Raw genomic sequence first — 17,674 nt, 5'->3', positions numbered from 1 at the left:
TTATGAATGAGTAACGATCAATTTAACCCAACGGAATCAGAAAAAAATATTCACACCGATTTTTCAAACGACATGACTTATGGTGAATACTTACAATTAGATAAGATTTTATCAGGACAACAAAGATTGTCTGATCATCACGATGAGATGCTTTTTATCATTATTCATCAAGTGAGTGAGTTATGGATGAAGCTTATTCTACACGAGGTAAACTCAGCAATTGTATGTATTGAACAAGAAGAACTTTCAACTGCATTTAAACGATTAGCAAGAGTATCTAAAACTCAATCACAGATTATTAGTGCATGGGATGTACTTTCGACATTAACTCCTTCAGAGTATATGGAATTCAGAGATTCGTTAGGTCAAGCCTCTGGATTTCAATCCTATCAATATCGCATGATTGAATTTGCGCTGGGTTATAAAACGCCTCATGTTTTAAAAATCTATGAAAAAGATGCTGGTCTCCACAGCGAGTTGAAAAAAGCTTTCATAGCTCCAGGGTTATATGATGTATCAATTAAAGCATTGGTGAAAGCTGGGTTTCCAATTAATCCGGCTGTAGTGGATAGAGACTATTCCAAGCCGTATGTGGAAGATGAATCAGTACATGAAGCATGGTTAGCAGTCTATAAAAACGTCGATCAATATTGGGACTTATACGAGTTAGCCGAAAAACTAGTAGATATCGAAGACTGGCTTCAGCAGTGGCGTTTTCGACATATGAAAACAGTTGAACGTATTATCGGATTCAAAAGTGGAACGGGAGGGTCATCTGGAGTGAACTATTTAAGAAAAGTGCTAGACCAAAGGTTTTTTCCAGAGTTGTGGGATATTCGCACGGAGTTATAAGGGGTCAGTAATAATAAAACGTAAACAAAATCATTTTTTTCGTTCAAGAGCAAATGGAGACTACAAGGAGAAAGCAGATCTTGAATTGGCTTTTGTCGCTCCATCAATGACAGTAAAAGTATGGACAGTCTTGTCTTTTGCCTAGAAGAAGAGTTGGATACTCTGCTTTTTCTTGACTTTATCAAGCTTGAAGGTGTGCCTATAGAATTGAAGAGTGAAATTATGAAAAACGGGAAAATAATGTATCTGGAGGGTTGAGTGTAAGGAATACAGTTAATTCTTTTGGATATGATATACTTCAGAATATTAAGGTAGGAGGGATGAACAATGATCAGTGAAAAATTAATAAAAGGTTTAAATGAACAAATGAATTATGAGTTTTATTCAGCACATGCTTATTTAGCAATGGCAGCATATTGTTCAGCAGAGAGTTTGGATGGGTTTGCAAACTTCTTTTTAGTACAAGCTGACGAGGAACGTTTTCATGCAATGAAATTTTATAATTTTATAAACGATATGGGAGAGCGTGTAACTGTTGAAGGCTACCCAACTCCTAATAACGAATTCACTTCAGTGCTTGATGTATTCGAAAAAGGACTGCATCACGAAAAAGAGGTTACTCGCCGTATTTACAAGCTTGCAGATATCGCATTAGATGAGCGAGAACACGCAACAATGACCTTTCTAAACTGGTTCATAGAGGAACAAGTAGAAGAAGAGGCGTTGTTTGACAGTTTAATTCAAAAGCTAAAGCGTATCGACAAAGATAGTAATGCATTTTTCATGCTAGAAAGTGAACTTGGAAAACGCACGTTTACACCAGGTGGAGAATAGTTATTTTCGTGCCTGCCTGCATATGTAAAATTGGAGGGCAGGCATCTTTTGGAGTTGAAGGAAATGAATATAGCAGATATTGCAAAAATAGCGGGTGTGGCGAAGAGTACGGTTTCTCGTTATTTAAATGGTGGATCAATAGGTGAGGCAACTAGGAAAAAGATTGAAAGCGTCATTAAGGAGACTGGGTATTCACCGAATAAATTTGCTCAAAGCTTAAAGGCGAAAAGAACAAATATGATTGGGACAATTGTTCCTCGTTTGGATTCATATGCAACATCACAAACTCTAATTGGGATTGATAAACAACTGCTAGACATGAATTTTCAGCTAGTCATTTCAAACACGAGTCAGAGTTTGGACCGGGAGATTGAGTACATTTATAGCTTAGCAAAACAAAAGGTAGATGGAATTATCTTGATGGCCACGGAAATTACCGATAGCCATTTAGAAGCGTTTGAAGCTGTGAAAATTCCAATTATGTTGGTCGGACAGCAGCATGATCAGTATCACAGCTTAATTCACGATGACTTTGAGGCATCCTATGAGTTGGGTAAAAATGTACTTAAAAAGGGTCATCGGAAAATTGCTTATTTAGGCGTTTCTGAAAAGGATATAGCAGTTGGAATTAAACGAAAGGAAGGTTTTCGAAAGGCTGTGTCAGAACAACCCGGTTGTGAGGTTGCGTTTTTTGAAACGAGCTTCAAGATTGAAGATGCGATAAAAAAAGTGCCAGAAATAATCGAGGAATATCATCCATCGTTAATTTTTTGTGCAACGGATAATATTGCTCTCGGCGCATTAAAGGCAGCGAATATGAGAGGACTCAGTGTCCCGCGCGATCTTTCCATCACTGGATTTGGTGGTTACGATATTACGAAAATCACCTACCCAGGTATTACCACTGCTAAGTTCCACTATAAAGAAGCTGGAAAAATATCTGCTAAAAATATGGTCCAGCTCATTAACGGGGAACAGCTGAGTAAGATTACTCTTTCCACTTATAAAATTATTGAAAGAGAAAGCGTTGACAAATTAATCGATTGATTTTATAATCAATTGAAACCGGTTCCAACAACTGTTTTGGAACCGATTCCAAATTTAAAATATTTTTTTATTTATATTTGGAACCGGTTCCGAAATTTGCAAATAAGGGAGAGATCACGATGGATTATAAAAAAATAGCACAGGATCTTCTAACCGCAATTGGCGGAAAAGAAAACGTATCTGCTGCTGCACATTGTGCAACAAGATTACGATTAGTATTAGACGATGAGGAAAAAGTGAACAAAGATCAGCTTGAAGAGATGGATGTTGTCAAAGGAACGTTCTCTACGGGTGGTCAGTTCCAAATTATTTTAGGATCGGGCACTGTGAATGAAGTTTACAAAGAGTTTGCTAGATTAACAGGCTTAGGCGAGATGTCTACAAAGGACGTTAGCAAGGCAGGTTCAAAGAAGCTAAATCCTCTTCAACAGTTTGTGAAGATGCTATCAGATATCTTCATCCCGATTATCCCAGCGATCGTTGCTGGTGGTTTATTAATGGGAATAAACAACTTATTAACAGCTGAAGATTTCTTTATTGAAGGTCAATCTTTAATTTCAGCCTATCCAAACATAGCAGATTTAGCTGCACTTATTAATACCTTTGCAAATGCTGCCTTTGTCTTTTTACCAATTTTAATCGGTTTCTCAGCTACCCAGAGATTTGGTGGTAATCCATATCTTGGGGCAGCACTAGGGATGCTCATGGTTCACCCGGACTTGTTAAACGGCTACGGATATGCAGCTGCGGTCGCTAATGGCGAAGTGCCAGTCTGGAGAATTTTTAACTTTGAGATTGAAAAGGTTGGGTATCAAGGTACCGTTCTTCCTGTTTTGGTCGCTTCATTTATCCTTGCTAAAATTGAAACATTCTTAAGAAGAAGAGTCCCTTCTTTTCTCGATAACTTGGTAACACCTTTATTTTCGTTATTTATTACAGGAGTACTAACATTTATTTTAGTAGGTCCTTTAACTCGTAGTGCAGGTAATATCCTAACTGACGGTCTAGTATTTCTATATGATACAACGGGCGTAGTTGGTGGAGCCTTATTTGGTCTAATATATGCACCAATTGTTATTACGGGTATGCATCATAGCTTTATTGCTGTTGAAACACAGTTACTTGCAGATATTGCAAAAACAGGTGGATCTTTCCTTTTCCCGATTGCAGCAATGTCCAATGTGAGTCAGGGTGCAGCAACTCTTGCTGTTCTTCTTCTTACAAGAGATGCAAAAGTAAAAGGTACAGCATCTGCAGCGGGTATCTCAGCATTGCTCGGAATCACTGAGCCTGCAATGTTTGGAGTGAATTTGAAACTAAAATATCCATTTATTGGTGCAATCGTTGGTTCTGCAGCAGGTGCTGGATTTGTAACATTGTTTAAAGTAAAAGCAATTGCAATGGGTGCGGCTGGTCTTCCAGGAATCATCTCAATCAAGCCAGGCACAATTCCATTCTACATTCTAGGAATGGCCATTTCCTTTGCGGTGGCTTTCGCGGTCACAATTGTACTTGGAAAACGTGATGCTAAAAAGCAAAAGGCTAATTAATAGTACGAAAACAAAACGAAGGGGAATCAACAGTTGATTCTCCTACGTTCATTTTAAGGAGTAGAAGCAATGGAATGGACTAGAGAACAAAGATACCGTCGAGTCGATGAAGAGAGTGCTGAGAACATCGAGGCTTTAGCGATGAGAGTTAACGCGTGTCCGTGGAGACAAAGCTTTCACATTCAACCTAAAACAGGATTGCTAAATGACCCTAACGGATTTTCATACTACAATGGTTTTTATCATTTATTTTATCAATGGTTTCCTTTAGGTCCTGTACATGGTTTAAAGTACTGGTATCATGTGAAATCTAAGGATCTTGTTAATTGGGAAGATGCTGGAATAGGTATCGAACCAGATCATTTTTACGACAGTCATGGAGCATACTCGGGTAGCGCCATAGAACATGATGGTAAGTTATTTATGATGTACACTGGGAATACTCGAGATGAAAATTGGACAAGACACCCCTATCAATGTATAGCAATCATGGATCAAACAGACAAAATCACCAAATTAGAACAGCCAGTGATTTCTGATGTTCCAAATGGGTACACAGATCATTTCCGTGACCCAAAGGTTTGGAAGCAAGGTGAAACCTTTTATACTGTGATTGGTGCACAACGTCAAAATGAGACCGGTTGTGCTGTAATATACAGTTCTTTAAACTTAGTGGACTGGAAGCTTGAAGGTGAACTTCAAACAAGTCTTAATGACTTTGGCTATATGTGGGAATGCCCTGATTACTTTGAACAGAACGATAATGGAATTTTTATATTCTCACCGCAAGGAATTGAAGCAAAAGGTGATCTCTATCGTAATATCTACCAATCTGGCTACCTAATTGGTAGAAAGTTAACCCTTCCAGAACGCCAATTTGAGCACGGGGATTTTCATGAATTGGACAGAGGATTTGATTTTTATGCACCTCAAACAACGCTCGCTCCAGACGGCAGCCGTATTCTTGTTGGCTGGATGGGATTACCTGAAATTGACTATCCTACAGACGAAAATGGTTGGGCGCACTGTTTAACTGTACCTAGAGTATTAACGGTGGAGAACGGAAAACTCATTCAACAGCCAGTGAAAAAATTAGAACTTCTCCGTAAAAATGAGCATCAGGTTGCAGCAGTCCTTGAAAACGAAGTTAAGTCTTTTAATGAATTAAGAGGAACTTCGTATGAAATGGTTTGTGAAATTTCTAGCTTTAATTCAGAAGAGTTTGGAATAGAGTTACGAGCAAATGAAACGAAAAAAACAGTAATTAGCTATAACTCAACTCATAAAAAGCTAGTCTTAGACCGAAGCAATTCCGGAAAAGAAGTGGGTAGTGAGTTTGGTTCTACAAGGGCATGCCATCTTGACACTGACAAACTATTCTTGCACATATTTGTTGATACATCGTCTGTAGAACTATTTGTTAACAATGGTGAAGAGGTCTTTACTTCACGTATTTTTCCAGAAGTTGATTGTGATCAAATTCGTTTTTTTGCTAAGAATGGCATTGCGACTTTCGATATTCAAAAGTGGGATTATTAGGAGGGGAAGTTATATGACTTAGAACACTAAATGGTGGAAAGTAATTAGCCTGCAGGGAGGAAGTATAACTCTCCCCAGGCTCTTTTTTTTGAAGCACATAGTTGATAGACTCGGTTTTTGCTTATAGCTTCTGTTAAAATGTTCTATAAAGCTAGTTCAGTTCTTTTTCGTGACAATCTAAAAACATTCAAAGGATGGTAAACTTGTACCTTACAATAAATGAAGCATCAGAGTATCTTTCTATGCCAGAATCGTATATAAAAAACCTCATTCATCAAAAAAGAATCCGTGCTGTTCATGATGGAGAGCAATTTTTAATATACAAAGAACAGTTTAATGAATTTACTAAACAACTTGAGAATTACAAGAAACAGTTAGCAGAGTTTCAAAACGAGCCGATACCTGAGGATATTGATGTAAAAGATGAGGATTAGTCGGTCAAATATGTCCTTTAGATTAAATTTGTAAATGTAATGTAAATCTAAAATAAAGCAACGAACTAATCCCTATCTACTAGATTGTATTTGAATCTCTCTAGTAAATAGGGATTTTTTCATTAATTGCGTAATTAAACTACCAATATATTCAAAAATTACTCCGAAAGCTGAATCGATATAGTAATAACTGACTATTTTTGGATTTTACTAAATTAATATCTTTTCTTTAAAGAAGCTTAAAACTAGCAAAATATAATAGAGCTTGCGTACAAAAATTAGGAGGGAAAAACAAATGCTTAATCATAAAATCAAAAAGAAGCTTTTACCTTTCGCACTCGTTTCTTCTGTAGCAGTTGCTAGTTTATCAGGAATATCCACTACAGCTGAAGCAAAAAATAATTCTAAAAATAATCCAGAAATTAAAAACGTGATATTCCTTATCGGGGATGGCATGGGTGTATCATACACATCTGCATACCGTTATTTGAAGGACGATCCTTCTACTAAATTTGTAGATCCAACGGGCTTTGACCCTTATCTTGTAGGGCAACAAATGACATATCCGGAAGATCCTGAGCAAAATATTACAGACTCTGCATCTGCTGCGACAGCGATGTCAGCTGGTATTAAAACATATAATAATGCAATTGCGGTTGATAATGATGAATCAGAAGTGAAAACTGTGTTGGAGGCTGCGAAAGAACAGGGGAAAGCTACCGGACTTGTTGCAACCTCTGAAATTACCCATGCAACACCAGCGTCATTCGGCTCGCATGACGTTAGCCGTCAAAACATGAATGCTATAGCTGATGATTATTACGAAGAAATGATAAACGGAGAACACAAAGTAGATGTACTTCTGGGTGGAGGCACTGATTTGTTCATCCGTAAAGATCGTAATCTAACTGAAGAGTTTAAAAAAGACGGATATAGTTATGTAACAAACCGCGAAGAAATGATGAAAGATAAGAGTGGACAAGTTCTAGGCTTATTTGCTGAACGTGGTTTACCAAAAATGATTGACCGTACAGAAGATATTCCTTCATTAGAGGATATGACAACATCTGCAATTGATCGTTTAAACAAAAATAAAGATGGTTTTTTCCTGATGGTAGAAGGAAGTCAGGTTGACTGGGCTGGTCATGACAATGACATCGTTGGTGCAATGAGCGAAATGGAAGACTTTGAAAAGGCATTTAACGCAGCAATTGAATTTGCAAAGAAAGACAAGCATACGTTAGTGATAGCAACTGCTGATCACTCAACTGGTGGATATTCTATTGGGGCTAATGGCATTTACAACTGGTTTGGCGCTCCAATAAGTGCAGCAAAACGCACACCTGATTTTATGGCATCAGAAATTGCGAAGGGTGCTAATGTAGAAGAAACGTTGAAAAAATATATTGATCTTGAATTAACATCAAAAGAAATTCAAGCTGTTAAAGATGCATCAGTAAATAAAAAAGTTAGTGACATTGATACTGCTATTGAAAGTATTTTCAACACCCGTTCAAACACTGGCTGGACAACGGGCGGACACACGGGTGAGGACGTACCTGTCTATACATTCGGACCAGCAAGTGAACGTTTTGCTGGGCAAATCGACAATACTGAATTTGCTAAAGTTATCTTTGACTTACTAGAAAAGGGAAAAAACAAAACAGTTATCAACGATAAATAAATAAAAAAAAGATTTAGAAATACCCGTTGTTTTTTATCCGACAACGGGTACTTCTTTACTCTAGTAATGGAGGGTGTTTTCTTGAAAAAACAATTTTTGCTTTTTTTACTATTAACTCTACTTCTACTCGGATGCTCAAATAATCAACTTGTGAATGTTGCTTCAGGTAAAAACTCTGACTCAACTAAGACGGAAGCTGAGGAAGAAACTAGTGTTCAACAAAATCACTATGATGAGTATGTTCTTAACCCCCAAGTAACGAATGATCAATCCTTACAAAAGGTTGGGGATTCAGTTACTGATGAAAAGGGAGAGGCTACTTTAAAGGCGATTAAGAATATGAACGAAACGGTTAAGATTGGTCCAGTTGAAATGACGATTAAAGACGTAAAGGTTCTTCATACAAAGCCAGATTATAGTATGATTGATTTCTTTCATACCTATACTCACGATCAGGAGTTTGACTTTGTGAAAGTATTTGTAGAAATAAAGAACACATCTAATGAGGAAATTAATTTTGCACCAGTAGCTATTCTTGAGACAAGTACGGGTGAGCAAAAAGTTTGGGAAGATGACATTTACCTCGAAGAATTAAATGGGAAGCTAGGAGCAAATGAAAAAAAACTAGGAAATCTCGGTTTTATTGTTGAGAAATCGGACATGAAATCAATTGATATAACAACTAGTGATGTATTTGGTCAAGATGAAAAGGTAAAAGAAAAATCAAAAAAGATTAACATTGAATTCTAAAGATGCTAATAGGAGCCTTCGGAGTATAAATTCCCTAGATGCTTCAAATGCAGATTGACTTTAGCAAAAAAATCCTTTACCCAAGTGGTGAAGGATTTTTTAAAAGTTTAAGAATTGTGAGCGATGACTAACCGCTTTTAAAATAAATAGTTTATCCTGTAAAGTTAGCATTCTCCAGCTTTTCACTCTGATTTTCATATAATCTCCTCCTATCTTTCCTTATTTACTAGTGTATTACCGTCTTTATGCTTAAATGAAACAACACAAATTCCTACAAAGTTTGACCAAAATAGACTATAATCATACTAATTTGACTACAAACGACAGCTTATCCAATAAATTGTTTACCTTTAGCTTTCCTTATGTAGAAAAGTTTTTTCACTCAATCAATTAGTAGACAGATAATAGAGTTCCCATCACCAATGCTGAAATATGTCGAATAAAGAAGATTTACCTATATAAAGAGTCCCTTATTCGTTATAATCGGACTAGGTATTTTTATATATTTTAAGGGGTGTATGTAATGCAACAACAATCGAAACAGTTGAGATTTATATCATTTATAACAATGATTGTTGTTACTGTTGTTTTAGTGACGATTGGATTCAAGGCTAACGACATTTTAACTCAGACAGATGCTGCTTCTCAGGTCAATACAACAAAGGTGTCGATTTTAACGTCAGATGTTATTGTGGATCAAAGCTGGGGCAGTCTTGCCTACAAAGGACAGCTTAAAATAGAGGAGCAATTTCCGCTAACCGTTAAATTATATAGTGAAATCGCTACAGAAAAGCTTATGCAGAGCACTGTTGAAGAATCCATTACTAGAGGTAGTGAAATTATCATTGGACATGGCCGAGAGTTTTCAGAAGTGTTCACATCAATGGCACCAAAACATCCAGATGTTCACTTTGTGACATTACACGGGGATGCGAAACATTCGAATCAAACCGTATATACCTTTGATCAAGGTCAAATTGAATATTTTGCTGCGCTATCAGCTTCTCTAAAAACGGAAAGCAACAAAGTCGCATTACTTGATGCTTTTGAAGCAAGAGAAAAAAATCCTGAATTTGAAAAAGGTATAAAACATTATAATCCAAACGCAGAGTTTTACTATAAAGTCGTTAATAGTAGGGACGATGGCAAAAAAGCAATACAATTAATGAATGAGTTAATCAGCGAGGGCGTTGACGTTGTTTATACAAAAGGTAATGCCTACAACAGAGAAGTTATTAACATTGCAAAAAGCCATAATGTTTATGTGATTGGTTATCTCGATGATCAATCCTATATGGGTAAGGATCACGTTTTGACTAGTGTCGTTAACGATGTTCCACAAGCCTATGTGTCGATCATGAAGGACTTTTTTAGCGCAGAGGGAATTCCATCAGGAAAAGTAATGTTAAATGAGAGTGATGGAGTCTACAAGCTAGCGCCATTTGGGCCAATGTATACAGAAGAAGAAAAAGAAATGATACAATCAGAAATCAATAGGTTTCATCGTGGTGATTTCCCTTTTTAATTTTCACAATTGTAATTAAGAGAGGAGATCGTGTAGTGAAAAGGTACACTCATAAACTATCATTTAGAACGAAGATATTAACGATCCTTCTTTTAATTACTCTATTATTAAGCGGGTTTTCACTTATTCTTGTTCAGTCAATTGATGAAATGAGTACAGTCAGTCAAAAGATAGAAGATAATAACATTCCTGAGCTTGTATGGCTTTCTTATTGGGAAGAAGAGTTAAATACGAAAGAATATCTGGTTAAAACATATGTAGCGGATGATTTTTGTTGCAACTTTATTGAGCGGTATTATACGTATAAGCTAGAAGATTATAAGTCTCTAGATGAAGAACTAACTTTACCGCCTAAATCACTAGAAAATGTTCAAACTAGCATTGAACTTCTAGATTTTAAGATTATGAACAATGTACAAGGTCTACTTTTATATGGAGATAAAGAGGCTGCAAGGAGATATATCGAAAGTGAATATCAACCACATTTAGATGAAATAAAGAAAGATCTAGACGCTCGTGAAGAAGAGGTTTTCTCCTCCCTATCCGCTCATTCTCGTAAATTTCCAGTAATAATTAAAGAGTCACTTTGGTTACTCCTTCTCTTAACGGCGGGCGCAATTGGATTATCTATCTATTTTTCTTTTCGGATTAGCGCTAATTTAACAAAGCCGATTGAAAACATGATCGATAAAGTAGATGACATCGCTACAGGAAGTTATGGGCTTAGGATACCTAACACAAATCAGCTGGAGTTAAATTCATTAACAACCTCAATTAATGAAATGTCACTTCGTTTAAAAGACTCATTTTATACAATTATAAATGATAAAATCTATCGTGAGCAAATTCTCGATTCACTCCCTGCTGGAATTATCACAATTGATAACTCAGCGAATTTCTCGATAAACACGGCAGCGAAAACGTTATTAAAAATAGAAAATGAACAGGGGATTGAAATACATAGAGCAAGCGGTGAAAATCAGTCATTCTGGGAAATATTTAATTCAAAAGTGATTTGTCAAAACGTAAAGGTCCCTTTTGAAGATAAGCATCTACTAGTCTCACAGACACAATTATTCGACCAATCAAATGAAGTAATCGGCCGAATCTTTTATTTTATTGATATTACAGAAACGGACTCTTTAGAAAAAAGAATTCATCATTCTCAAAAACTTGCATTTGTAGGAGAAATGGCTGCAGGTGCAGCGCATGAGATTAGAAATCCTTTAGCAGTGATACATGGTTTTCTTTCACTAATGAATCAATCTATTACAGATGAGGAGCTAAGCAAATATCATCTACCATTGGTTATGAAGGAAATTGAGCGAATAAACTCCATTATTGAAGACATGCTGCTCTTATCAAGGCCTGGGGCTCCTATTGTTAGAAAAACCTTGATGGAAGACATTACAAAAGACATATTGCCACTTATTATTCAATCTTCAAATAAAAAGATAGATTTCACAATCGATCTTGACCAGGTGCCTTTAAATGTAGATGTTAAGCAAATGAAGCAGGTTTTTCACAATCTGATCCGAAATTGTATTGAAGCCTTGAAGCATAAAGGTCACATTTCAATCAAGTCAAAAATTGAAGATGACTATTATCATATTTTCATAAGTGATAATGGAACCGGGATACCTATTGAAATCAAGCAATCAATTTATGATCCTTTTCTAAGCTCCAAAGAAGGTGGAACTGGATTAGGATTAACAATCGTTCAACGCATCATCGAAAACCATCGCGGGAGTATCGAGTTAGTTTCAAGCTCAGAAAAAGGTACCACTTTTAAGATGTCATTGCCTATTAATGAGAGGTGAGATGCCGACGGTGTATATATGTCGGGTTCAGTTTTAAGGTTCAAAACAACAATTAAATATCAAATTAGACTCTGATTTAGCTACCCAATCATCATAGAATATCTAGCATTAGTTGGATTTGATTTTTATTGAAAAACCTGAAATTAATATCAAGCTATAGGCCCACAGTAACCAAGCAGCGAAAAAAGGTAATGAATCATTATGTAAGTTTGAAAACACCTTGTTAAAATAAATAATACTAAATATATCTAAAATCATTCCTGGAAGAGAAATTTGGACAGATGATATTAGGCGTTTTGATTTTGGTATCTTCCTCAAATAATAGTAAGGATACGTAGCTAGTATAATCAAAGGTATTGCCATAATAAAGGTAATAAGCAATAAAAGAACATTCCCAGGGATTAGAAACATTTGCCCGAAGAAACGAAAAAACATTGTCGCTGAAATCCATAATAAAAAGCCCCAGACTACATTTATCATAAAAATCACCTCTAAATTGGATTTAAGGTAAATTATTCGTTATATATTAGTTACTACCTGCTTACCAATGGTAAATTTTATGTAAAGAATAGCGGGGGTTATTATTGTTATTGCGTATTTTGAGAAAATGACCAAAATATCATGGGAAGTAGTTTAATCCCTGCAAGAAGTGACGGGAACGTCTCAAGATGTACTGATTTCCATCTTATGAGCTGTCGTGTTAAGATGAACTTAGTAGCAATTTAATTCTAATGAAGAAAACAGAATGTGGAGGGGTTAAAATGAGCGGACAAGTTCAAAAAGTAACGGTTAACTCAGAAGGTCAACCTATACATTTAGAGGTCAAGCGAATGGCCATATACCATAGAATGAAAATTGTTGAACTGATGAATGAAAGTCAAGAAACGGTTTATCTGTTTTTTTACAAAGATCAGTTTCTCACAGGCAAAGAGATAAAAATGAAGAAGAATTCCCATCTTAGCAAAGCTTTTAAACATGGCATTGTATTCACTTCCCCGCACCCCCTTATTGACGGATTCCTTCGCAAAGACCAAGTATTCCAATTTAAATCGACAAACCTTGTATTTAAAGCACTTTTAAAACAATATTCTCAACAAGAAGTAGCGCTCATCCTATCATTTTTTGATTCATTTCTATCAAAGGACAAAATAAACGAAGTGATGAAAAAATTCTTTTATGATTATAGAAGAAATGGTCAATATCGACTTGCTTTTCAAATCCTCATGATTGTACGATTGTTCGATTCAAAGAATACAATGCTTGAACTTTCTAATTCTCTAGAGTACTCAAAACATAAGATACTCTACGATTTAAACGATCCTACACTCCAAGCAAATGATCCCCTGTATGCTGAAATTATGTCCTTTAAAAAAAGGGCAAATGATCCGTATTTTTCAAACCTTCAAACCACGCTAGCCCAAGAGTATAGATGGATGGATGTTATCGCCATCTATATTGATCAAATTACCAACGGAACAATTCCAACAGAACAACAATTTCCCGCCTTTATTAAATTAATCTCTGCTCGTTTTTCAGAACAAGATCGCATTTACATGCTAAGCAACCTATCAATACAAAGTACAAAGCTTCAGACAGAACTGGTGAAATTACTAGAAAACCAAGCAAGATATGAAGATGCAATCAATGTTTTAATTGATGACCGAACAGAAACTTCTAACGTTTCTATACATGGGCAACTATTAAACATGCTTGAAAAGGATACATTGCAAGTCGAGCAAATTGAATTAGAAAACCTTAGTACGTATCTACAGAATGAACAAAAGCTTAAAAACATTGAGGAAATTCTTTACAGCTTCATACCCAAATTTTTGAATAAAGCTGAACTAACAGATGTGCATGACTGGTTACAGCCGTTATTTCAATTCGATGAGAGCTTACCAATTTTAAAAACAATTCAGGAGATGAAAACAATCAAAGACGATCCTGATCAGCAGCTTACACTAGGGAAGATGTATCACAGGTTACAGCAGCATCAGCATGCAATTGACTGTTTCAACTGGGAAATGGAAATGAATCCGAGAGATCCTGAGCCTGTTCAATGGTTAACGAAAGTCTACCTCGAATTAGGAATGGTCGAAGAGTCGGCTAATTATAAGTATATATACTCATCCATGAGGAAGATATCTGGTTGATTTTTTTAGGGGAAATAAGTAAGATCGATAGGCACGATTAGAAATCTTTAACCATAATCTTTGGGTTAAGGATTTTTTTTATTTGCAGAAAAATGCCTGTTTATTATTTTTAATATAAGAAAAAAGATTGTATTTATTGGACACCTAATTTATAATTTTCAACAGAAAGAAAATTCTGAAATTTCAAGCAAGGAGGAATTCTATTGGAGCAATTCGTAAGTAGCTTGAACAGTATTTTATGGAGTACGCCAGTCATTTATATTTGTCTGGGTGTTGGTCTACTTTTTTCTATTTTAACTCGTTTTTTACAGGTACGTCATATTAAAGAAATGGTTCGATTAATGTTTGAAGGTAAAAGCTCAAAAGCAGGAGTATCATCCTTTCAAGCTTTAGCAATCGCCTTATCAGGTAGGGTTGGAACTGGGAATATTGCAGGTACAGCTACTGCAATTGCATTTGGTGGTCCTGGTGCTGTCTTTTGGATGTGGGCAATTGCGTTTATCGGTGCATCGAGTGCGTTTATAGAATCAACATTAGCGCAAATTTATAAAGAAAAGCAAGACGGCCAGTATCGCGGGGGTCCTGCATACTACATTGAAAAAGGAATAGGTATAAAATGGTTTGCAATTCTTTTTGCTGTCTCAGCACTATTAGCAATGAGTGTACTAATGCCAGGTATTCAATCTAACTCGATTGCCGCTGGATTAGATAACGCTTTTGGAATGAGCACAACGATTACTGGTATCATTCTCGTAATATTATTAGCAGTTATTATTTTTGGTGGCGTTAAACGTATTGCCACAGTTGCTCAATACGTAGTACCATTTATGGCAATTGGTTATATTCTTGTTTCTTTAATCATTGTGATTGCAAATATTTCGGAGTTACCAGCGGTTTTAGGGCTAATCTTCAGAAGTGCATTTGCTTTGGACTCTGCTTTTGGTGGTATCGTTGGTTTGGCAATTTCATGGGGAGTAAAACGCGGAATATACTCAAATGAAGCAGGTCAAGGTACAGGTCCCCATGCAGCAGCAGCAGCAGAAGTTTCTCACCCTGCTAAACAAGGTTTGGTTCAAGCTTTCTCTGTGTACATTGACACATTGTTTGTATGCTCAGCTACAGCATTCATGATTCTATTCACAGGAATGTATAACACTGAAAGAGCAGACGGTTCATTTATCATCAGTGGTTTACCGGGAGTTGAAGCAGGTCCGGGTTACACTCAAGCTGCAATTGAGTCGGTTCTTCCTGGCTTTGGTGCAGGTTTTGTTGCCGTTTCATTATTCTTCTTTGCCTTTACAACAATTATGGCTTACTACTATATCGCAGAAACGAATATTGCCTATTTAACAAAAGGAAGATCTAGTAAATGGCCAATGTTTATTTTAAAGCTAGTTTTGTTAGGAACTACTTACTACGGAGCTGTTAAAACTGCAGGTCTTGCATGGGCGCTAGGAGACGTTGGATTAGGGTTAATGGTTTGGCTCAATTTAATTGCCATCCTGATGCTCGCTAAGCCAGCACTCAAAACTCTCAAAGATTACGAAAATCAGAAAAAGCAAGGACTTGATCCAGTGTTCGATCCTGAAGCTCTCGGAATTAAGAATGCCGATTATTGGGTGAAGGAATACAAAAAGGATCAAGATCAGGCGTCATAACTAGTGATACTGTTAGGGAAGGAAGCATTGGGCTTCTTTCTTTTTTTTATCCCCCAGATGGGCATGCGGAGATGAGGTTCTCGCGCCATTGCTTGCCCAATGATCGTACTGTCGAAGAAGGTCGTGATTTGTCGAAACGTCGATAAAATGAAAATTCCGAAGATAAAACTGCTATTTTCGAAGATAAAACCTATAACCACAGGAAAAAATCCAAAGTCCGGGAGTACGTCACCCTAAAAACCACCTATAAACAGCGATTGTTGCCAAGCAATCTGTTATACTGTCATGTATTGATACCCCGCAGCCCATAAAGTGGAGTAAATTATTTAATTTGTGACTAAAATGGTTAAGAAATCGTAAGAGGATAGGATGAAAAAATGAAACCTGAACAAACCATAAAGATAAAGACTAATTTCATAAAAACATACAAAAGTGGCTATCCACTTATTTCAAAAGAATCAATAATTAATAGTAATGATCTACGAGAAGAAGGTATGCTCTTTAATCTTGTAGATGATAAACATACTTTTATTGCACGTGGGTACTTTGGTAAACAAAACAAAGGCTATGGTTGGATTCTTAGCCGAAATGAAAACGAACAAATCAACAGTGAATTTTTTGCAAAAAAGCTAGCAGATGCATTGCAATTAAGAGAAAAGCTATTTAAGAGCTCAGACACCACGGCATATAGAGTGTTTAATGGGGAAGGCGATGGGATTGGTGGCTTCACGATTGATTATTTTAATGGTTACTATTTAATCAATTGGTACAGCGAAGGAATTTATACATTCAAAAAACAGATCATTGATGCCCTTGAAAAACTCGTTAAGTTCAAAGCAATCTATCAGAAAAAACGATTTGATACAACAGGACAATATATCGAAGAAGATGATTTTGTATGCGGTGAAAGAGGAGACTTTCCAATCATCGTTAAAGAAAACGGGGTTAACTTTTCTGTCTACCTAGATGACGGAGCGATGGTGGGTGTTTTTCTCGATCAACGTGAGGTAAGGCGTACGATTAGAGATCACTATGCGAACGGAAAAACCGTGTTAAATATGTTTTCTTATACAGGTGCTTTTTCAGTATTTGCTGCTCTAGGTGGAGCGTTGAAAACGACGAGTGTAGACCTAGCGAAACGGAGCTTGAGTAAAACTATTGAGCAGTTTTCTGTTAATGACATTGATCATCAGGCACAGGATATTATCGTTGAAGATGTTTTTAATTATTTTAAATATGCAGGTCGAAAAAAATTGAAGTTCGATATGGTCATTCTTGATCCACCGAGTTTCGCTAGGTCGAAGAAGTTCACCTTTAGCGCGGCTAAAGACTACACAAATCTACTAAAGGATACAATCGTAATCACAGAGGACAATGGACTAATCGTCGCCTCTACGAACTGCAGCACCTTTTCAATGAAAAAATTCAAGTCCTTTGTCGAAACAGCATTTAAAGAAAGTAATTGCAGCTATAAAATAGTAGAAGAATTTTCTCTACCGGATGACTTTAAGACAATCCCTGAATACAAAGAAGGCGATTATTTAAAGGTTTTGTTTGTAAAGAAACTAAAATAATAAATTTATTATTAAAATAGAGGTAAAGTATGAAGGAAAAGGTCGTTTTCTGTCGTATTATTCCTAATAGAAACAGAAAAGTATAAACGTTAAGTAAAAATTGTGCGTTTCGACATCCAGCTAAAGCGCCTAGTACCGACGCACAGGACGTGCAAGTGCAGTCATGGCGATTGACGTCGCGTTCTTGACTGCCTCGAGGTCATAAGTCAATTCTAAATTGAATGCAAAGACCGCCTTCTATTTAGAATCGCCTT

Annotated in this window: 14 protein-coding genes; 13 read left to right on the top strand and 1 reads right to left on the bottom strand. The window is 36.5% G+C overall.

What is annotated here, in order from left to right; translation table 11 throughout:
• The first annotated feature begins 6 nt into the window (after nt 1-6).
• The 10 genes from kynA (at nt 7) to ACFFIX_RS16000 (ending at nt 12,035) form a co-directional block, all read left to right on the top strand.
• The gene (gene kynA, locus ACFFIX_RS16045) at nt 7-852 is read left to right on the top strand and encodes a tryptophan 2,3-dioxygenase (RefSeq protein WP_378935722.1); all 846 of its coding nucleotides are present in this window, start codon (nt 7-9) and stop codon (nt 850-852) included.
• 327 nt (nt 853-1,179) lie between these two features.
• Nucleotides 1,180-1,686: a ferritin gene (locus ACFFIX_RS16040; RefSeq protein ID WP_378935720.1), complete on the top strand. Its 507-nt coding sequence runs from the start codon at nt 1,180-1,182 to the stop codon at nt 1,684-1,686.
• Nucleotides 1,687-1,749: 63 nt separating this feature from the next.
• Nucleotides 1,750-2,733 (top strand): LacI family DNA-binding transcriptional regulator, encoded by a 984-nt coding sequence (locus tag ACFFIX_RS16035; protein ID WP_378935718.1) that lies wholly within the window; start codon nt 1,750-1,752, stop codon nt 2,731-2,733.
• A 119-nt stretch (nt 2,734-2,852) separates the two neighbouring features.
• Entirely contained in the window at nt 2,853-4,283 is a 1,431-nt protein-coding gene (locus ACFFIX_RS16030; RefSeq protein ID WP_378935716.1) for a sucrose-specific PTS transporter subunit IIBC, read from the top strand.
• Between the two features lie 69 nt (nt 4,284-4,352).
• The gene (locus ACFFIX_RS16025) at nt 4,353-5,822 is read left to right on the top strand and encodes a glycoside hydrolase family 32 protein (protein WP_378935714.1); all 1,470 of its coding nucleotides are present in this window, start codon (nt 4,353-4,355) and stop codon (nt 5,820-5,822) included.
• A gap of 194 nt (nt 5,823-6,016) precedes the next feature.
• On the top strand, nt 6,017-6,256 hold the full coding sequence (locus ACFFIX_RS16020) for an excisionase family DNA-binding protein (protein ID WP_378935712.1): 240 nt from the start codon (nt 6,017-6,019) through the stop codon (nt 6,254-6,256).
• 295 nt (nt 6,257-6,551) lie between these two features.
• Complete coding sequence (locus tag ACFFIX_RS16015; RefSeq protein WP_378935710.1) at nt 6,552-7,940, top strand: alkaline phosphatase; 1,389 nt, start codon at nt 6,552-6,554, stop codon at nt 7,938-7,940.
• Nucleotides 7,941-8,021: 81 nt separating this feature from the next.
• On the top strand, nt 8,022-8,690 hold the full coding sequence (locus tag ACFFIX_RS16010) for a DUF4352 domain-containing protein (protein ID WP_378935708.1): 669 nt from the start codon (nt 8,022-8,024) through the stop codon (nt 8,688-8,690).
• A 523-nt stretch (nt 8,691-9,213) separates the two neighbouring features.
• Nucleotides 9,214-10,215, top strand: coding sequence for a BMP family ABC transporter substrate-binding protein (locus ACFFIX_RS16005; protein ID WP_378935706.1), 1,002 nt, complete (start codon nt 9,214-9,216; stop codon nt 10,213-10,215).
• Between the two features lie 35 nt (nt 10,216-10,250).
• A complete protein-coding gene (locus tag ACFFIX_RS16000) occupies nt 10,251-12,035 on the top strand; it encodes a sensor histidine kinase (protein ID WP_378935704.1) in 1,785 nt (594 codons plus the stop codon).
• Nucleotides 12,036-12,143: 108 nt separating this feature from the next.
• Here ACFFIX_RS16000 and ACFFIX_RS15995 read toward each other — a convergent pair whose 3' ends face one another.
• Nucleotides 12,144-12,515 (bottom strand): DUF5367 family protein, encoded by a 372-nt coding sequence (locus ACFFIX_RS15995; protein WP_378935702.1) that lies wholly within the window; start codon nt 12,513-12,515, stop codon nt 12,144-12,146.
• Nucleotides 12,516-12,796: 281 nt separating this feature from the next.
• Here ACFFIX_RS15995 and ACFFIX_RS15990 point away from each other — a divergent pair, with 281 nt between their 5' ends.
• The 3 genes from ACFFIX_RS15990 to ACFFIX_RS15980 all read left to right on the top strand — a co-directional run bounded on the left by ACFFIX_RS15990 (nt 12,797) and on the right by ACFFIX_RS15980 (nt 17,420).
• Nucleotides 12,797-14,188, top strand: a complete 1,392-nt coding sequence (locus ACFFIX_RS15990; protein WP_378935700.1) for a tetratricopeptide repeat protein — start codon at nt 12,797-12,799, stop codon at nt 14,186-14,188.
• 203 nt (nt 14,189-14,391) lie between these two features.
• Nucleotides 14,392-15,846, top strand: coding sequence for an alanine/glycine:cation symporter family protein (locus ACFFIX_RS15985; RefSeq protein WP_378935698.1), 1,455 nt, complete (start codon nt 14,392-14,394; stop codon nt 15,844-15,846).
• A gap of 377 nt (nt 15,847-16,223) precedes the next feature.
• A complete protein-coding gene (locus tag ACFFIX_RS15980; RefSeq protein WP_378935696.1) occupies nt 16,224-17,420 on the top strand; it encodes a class I SAM-dependent rRNA methyltransferase in 1,197 nt (398 codons plus the stop codon).
• Nucleotides 17,421-17,674 lie beyond the last annotated feature (254 nt).

The sequence above is a fragment of the Metabacillus herbersteinensis genome (assembly GCF_042433335.1).
GTDB lineage: Bacteria > Bacillota > Bacilli > Bacillales > Bacillaceae > Metabacillus > Metabacillus herbersteinensis.
This window is presented reverse-complemented; position numbering and strand designations above follow the sequence as displayed.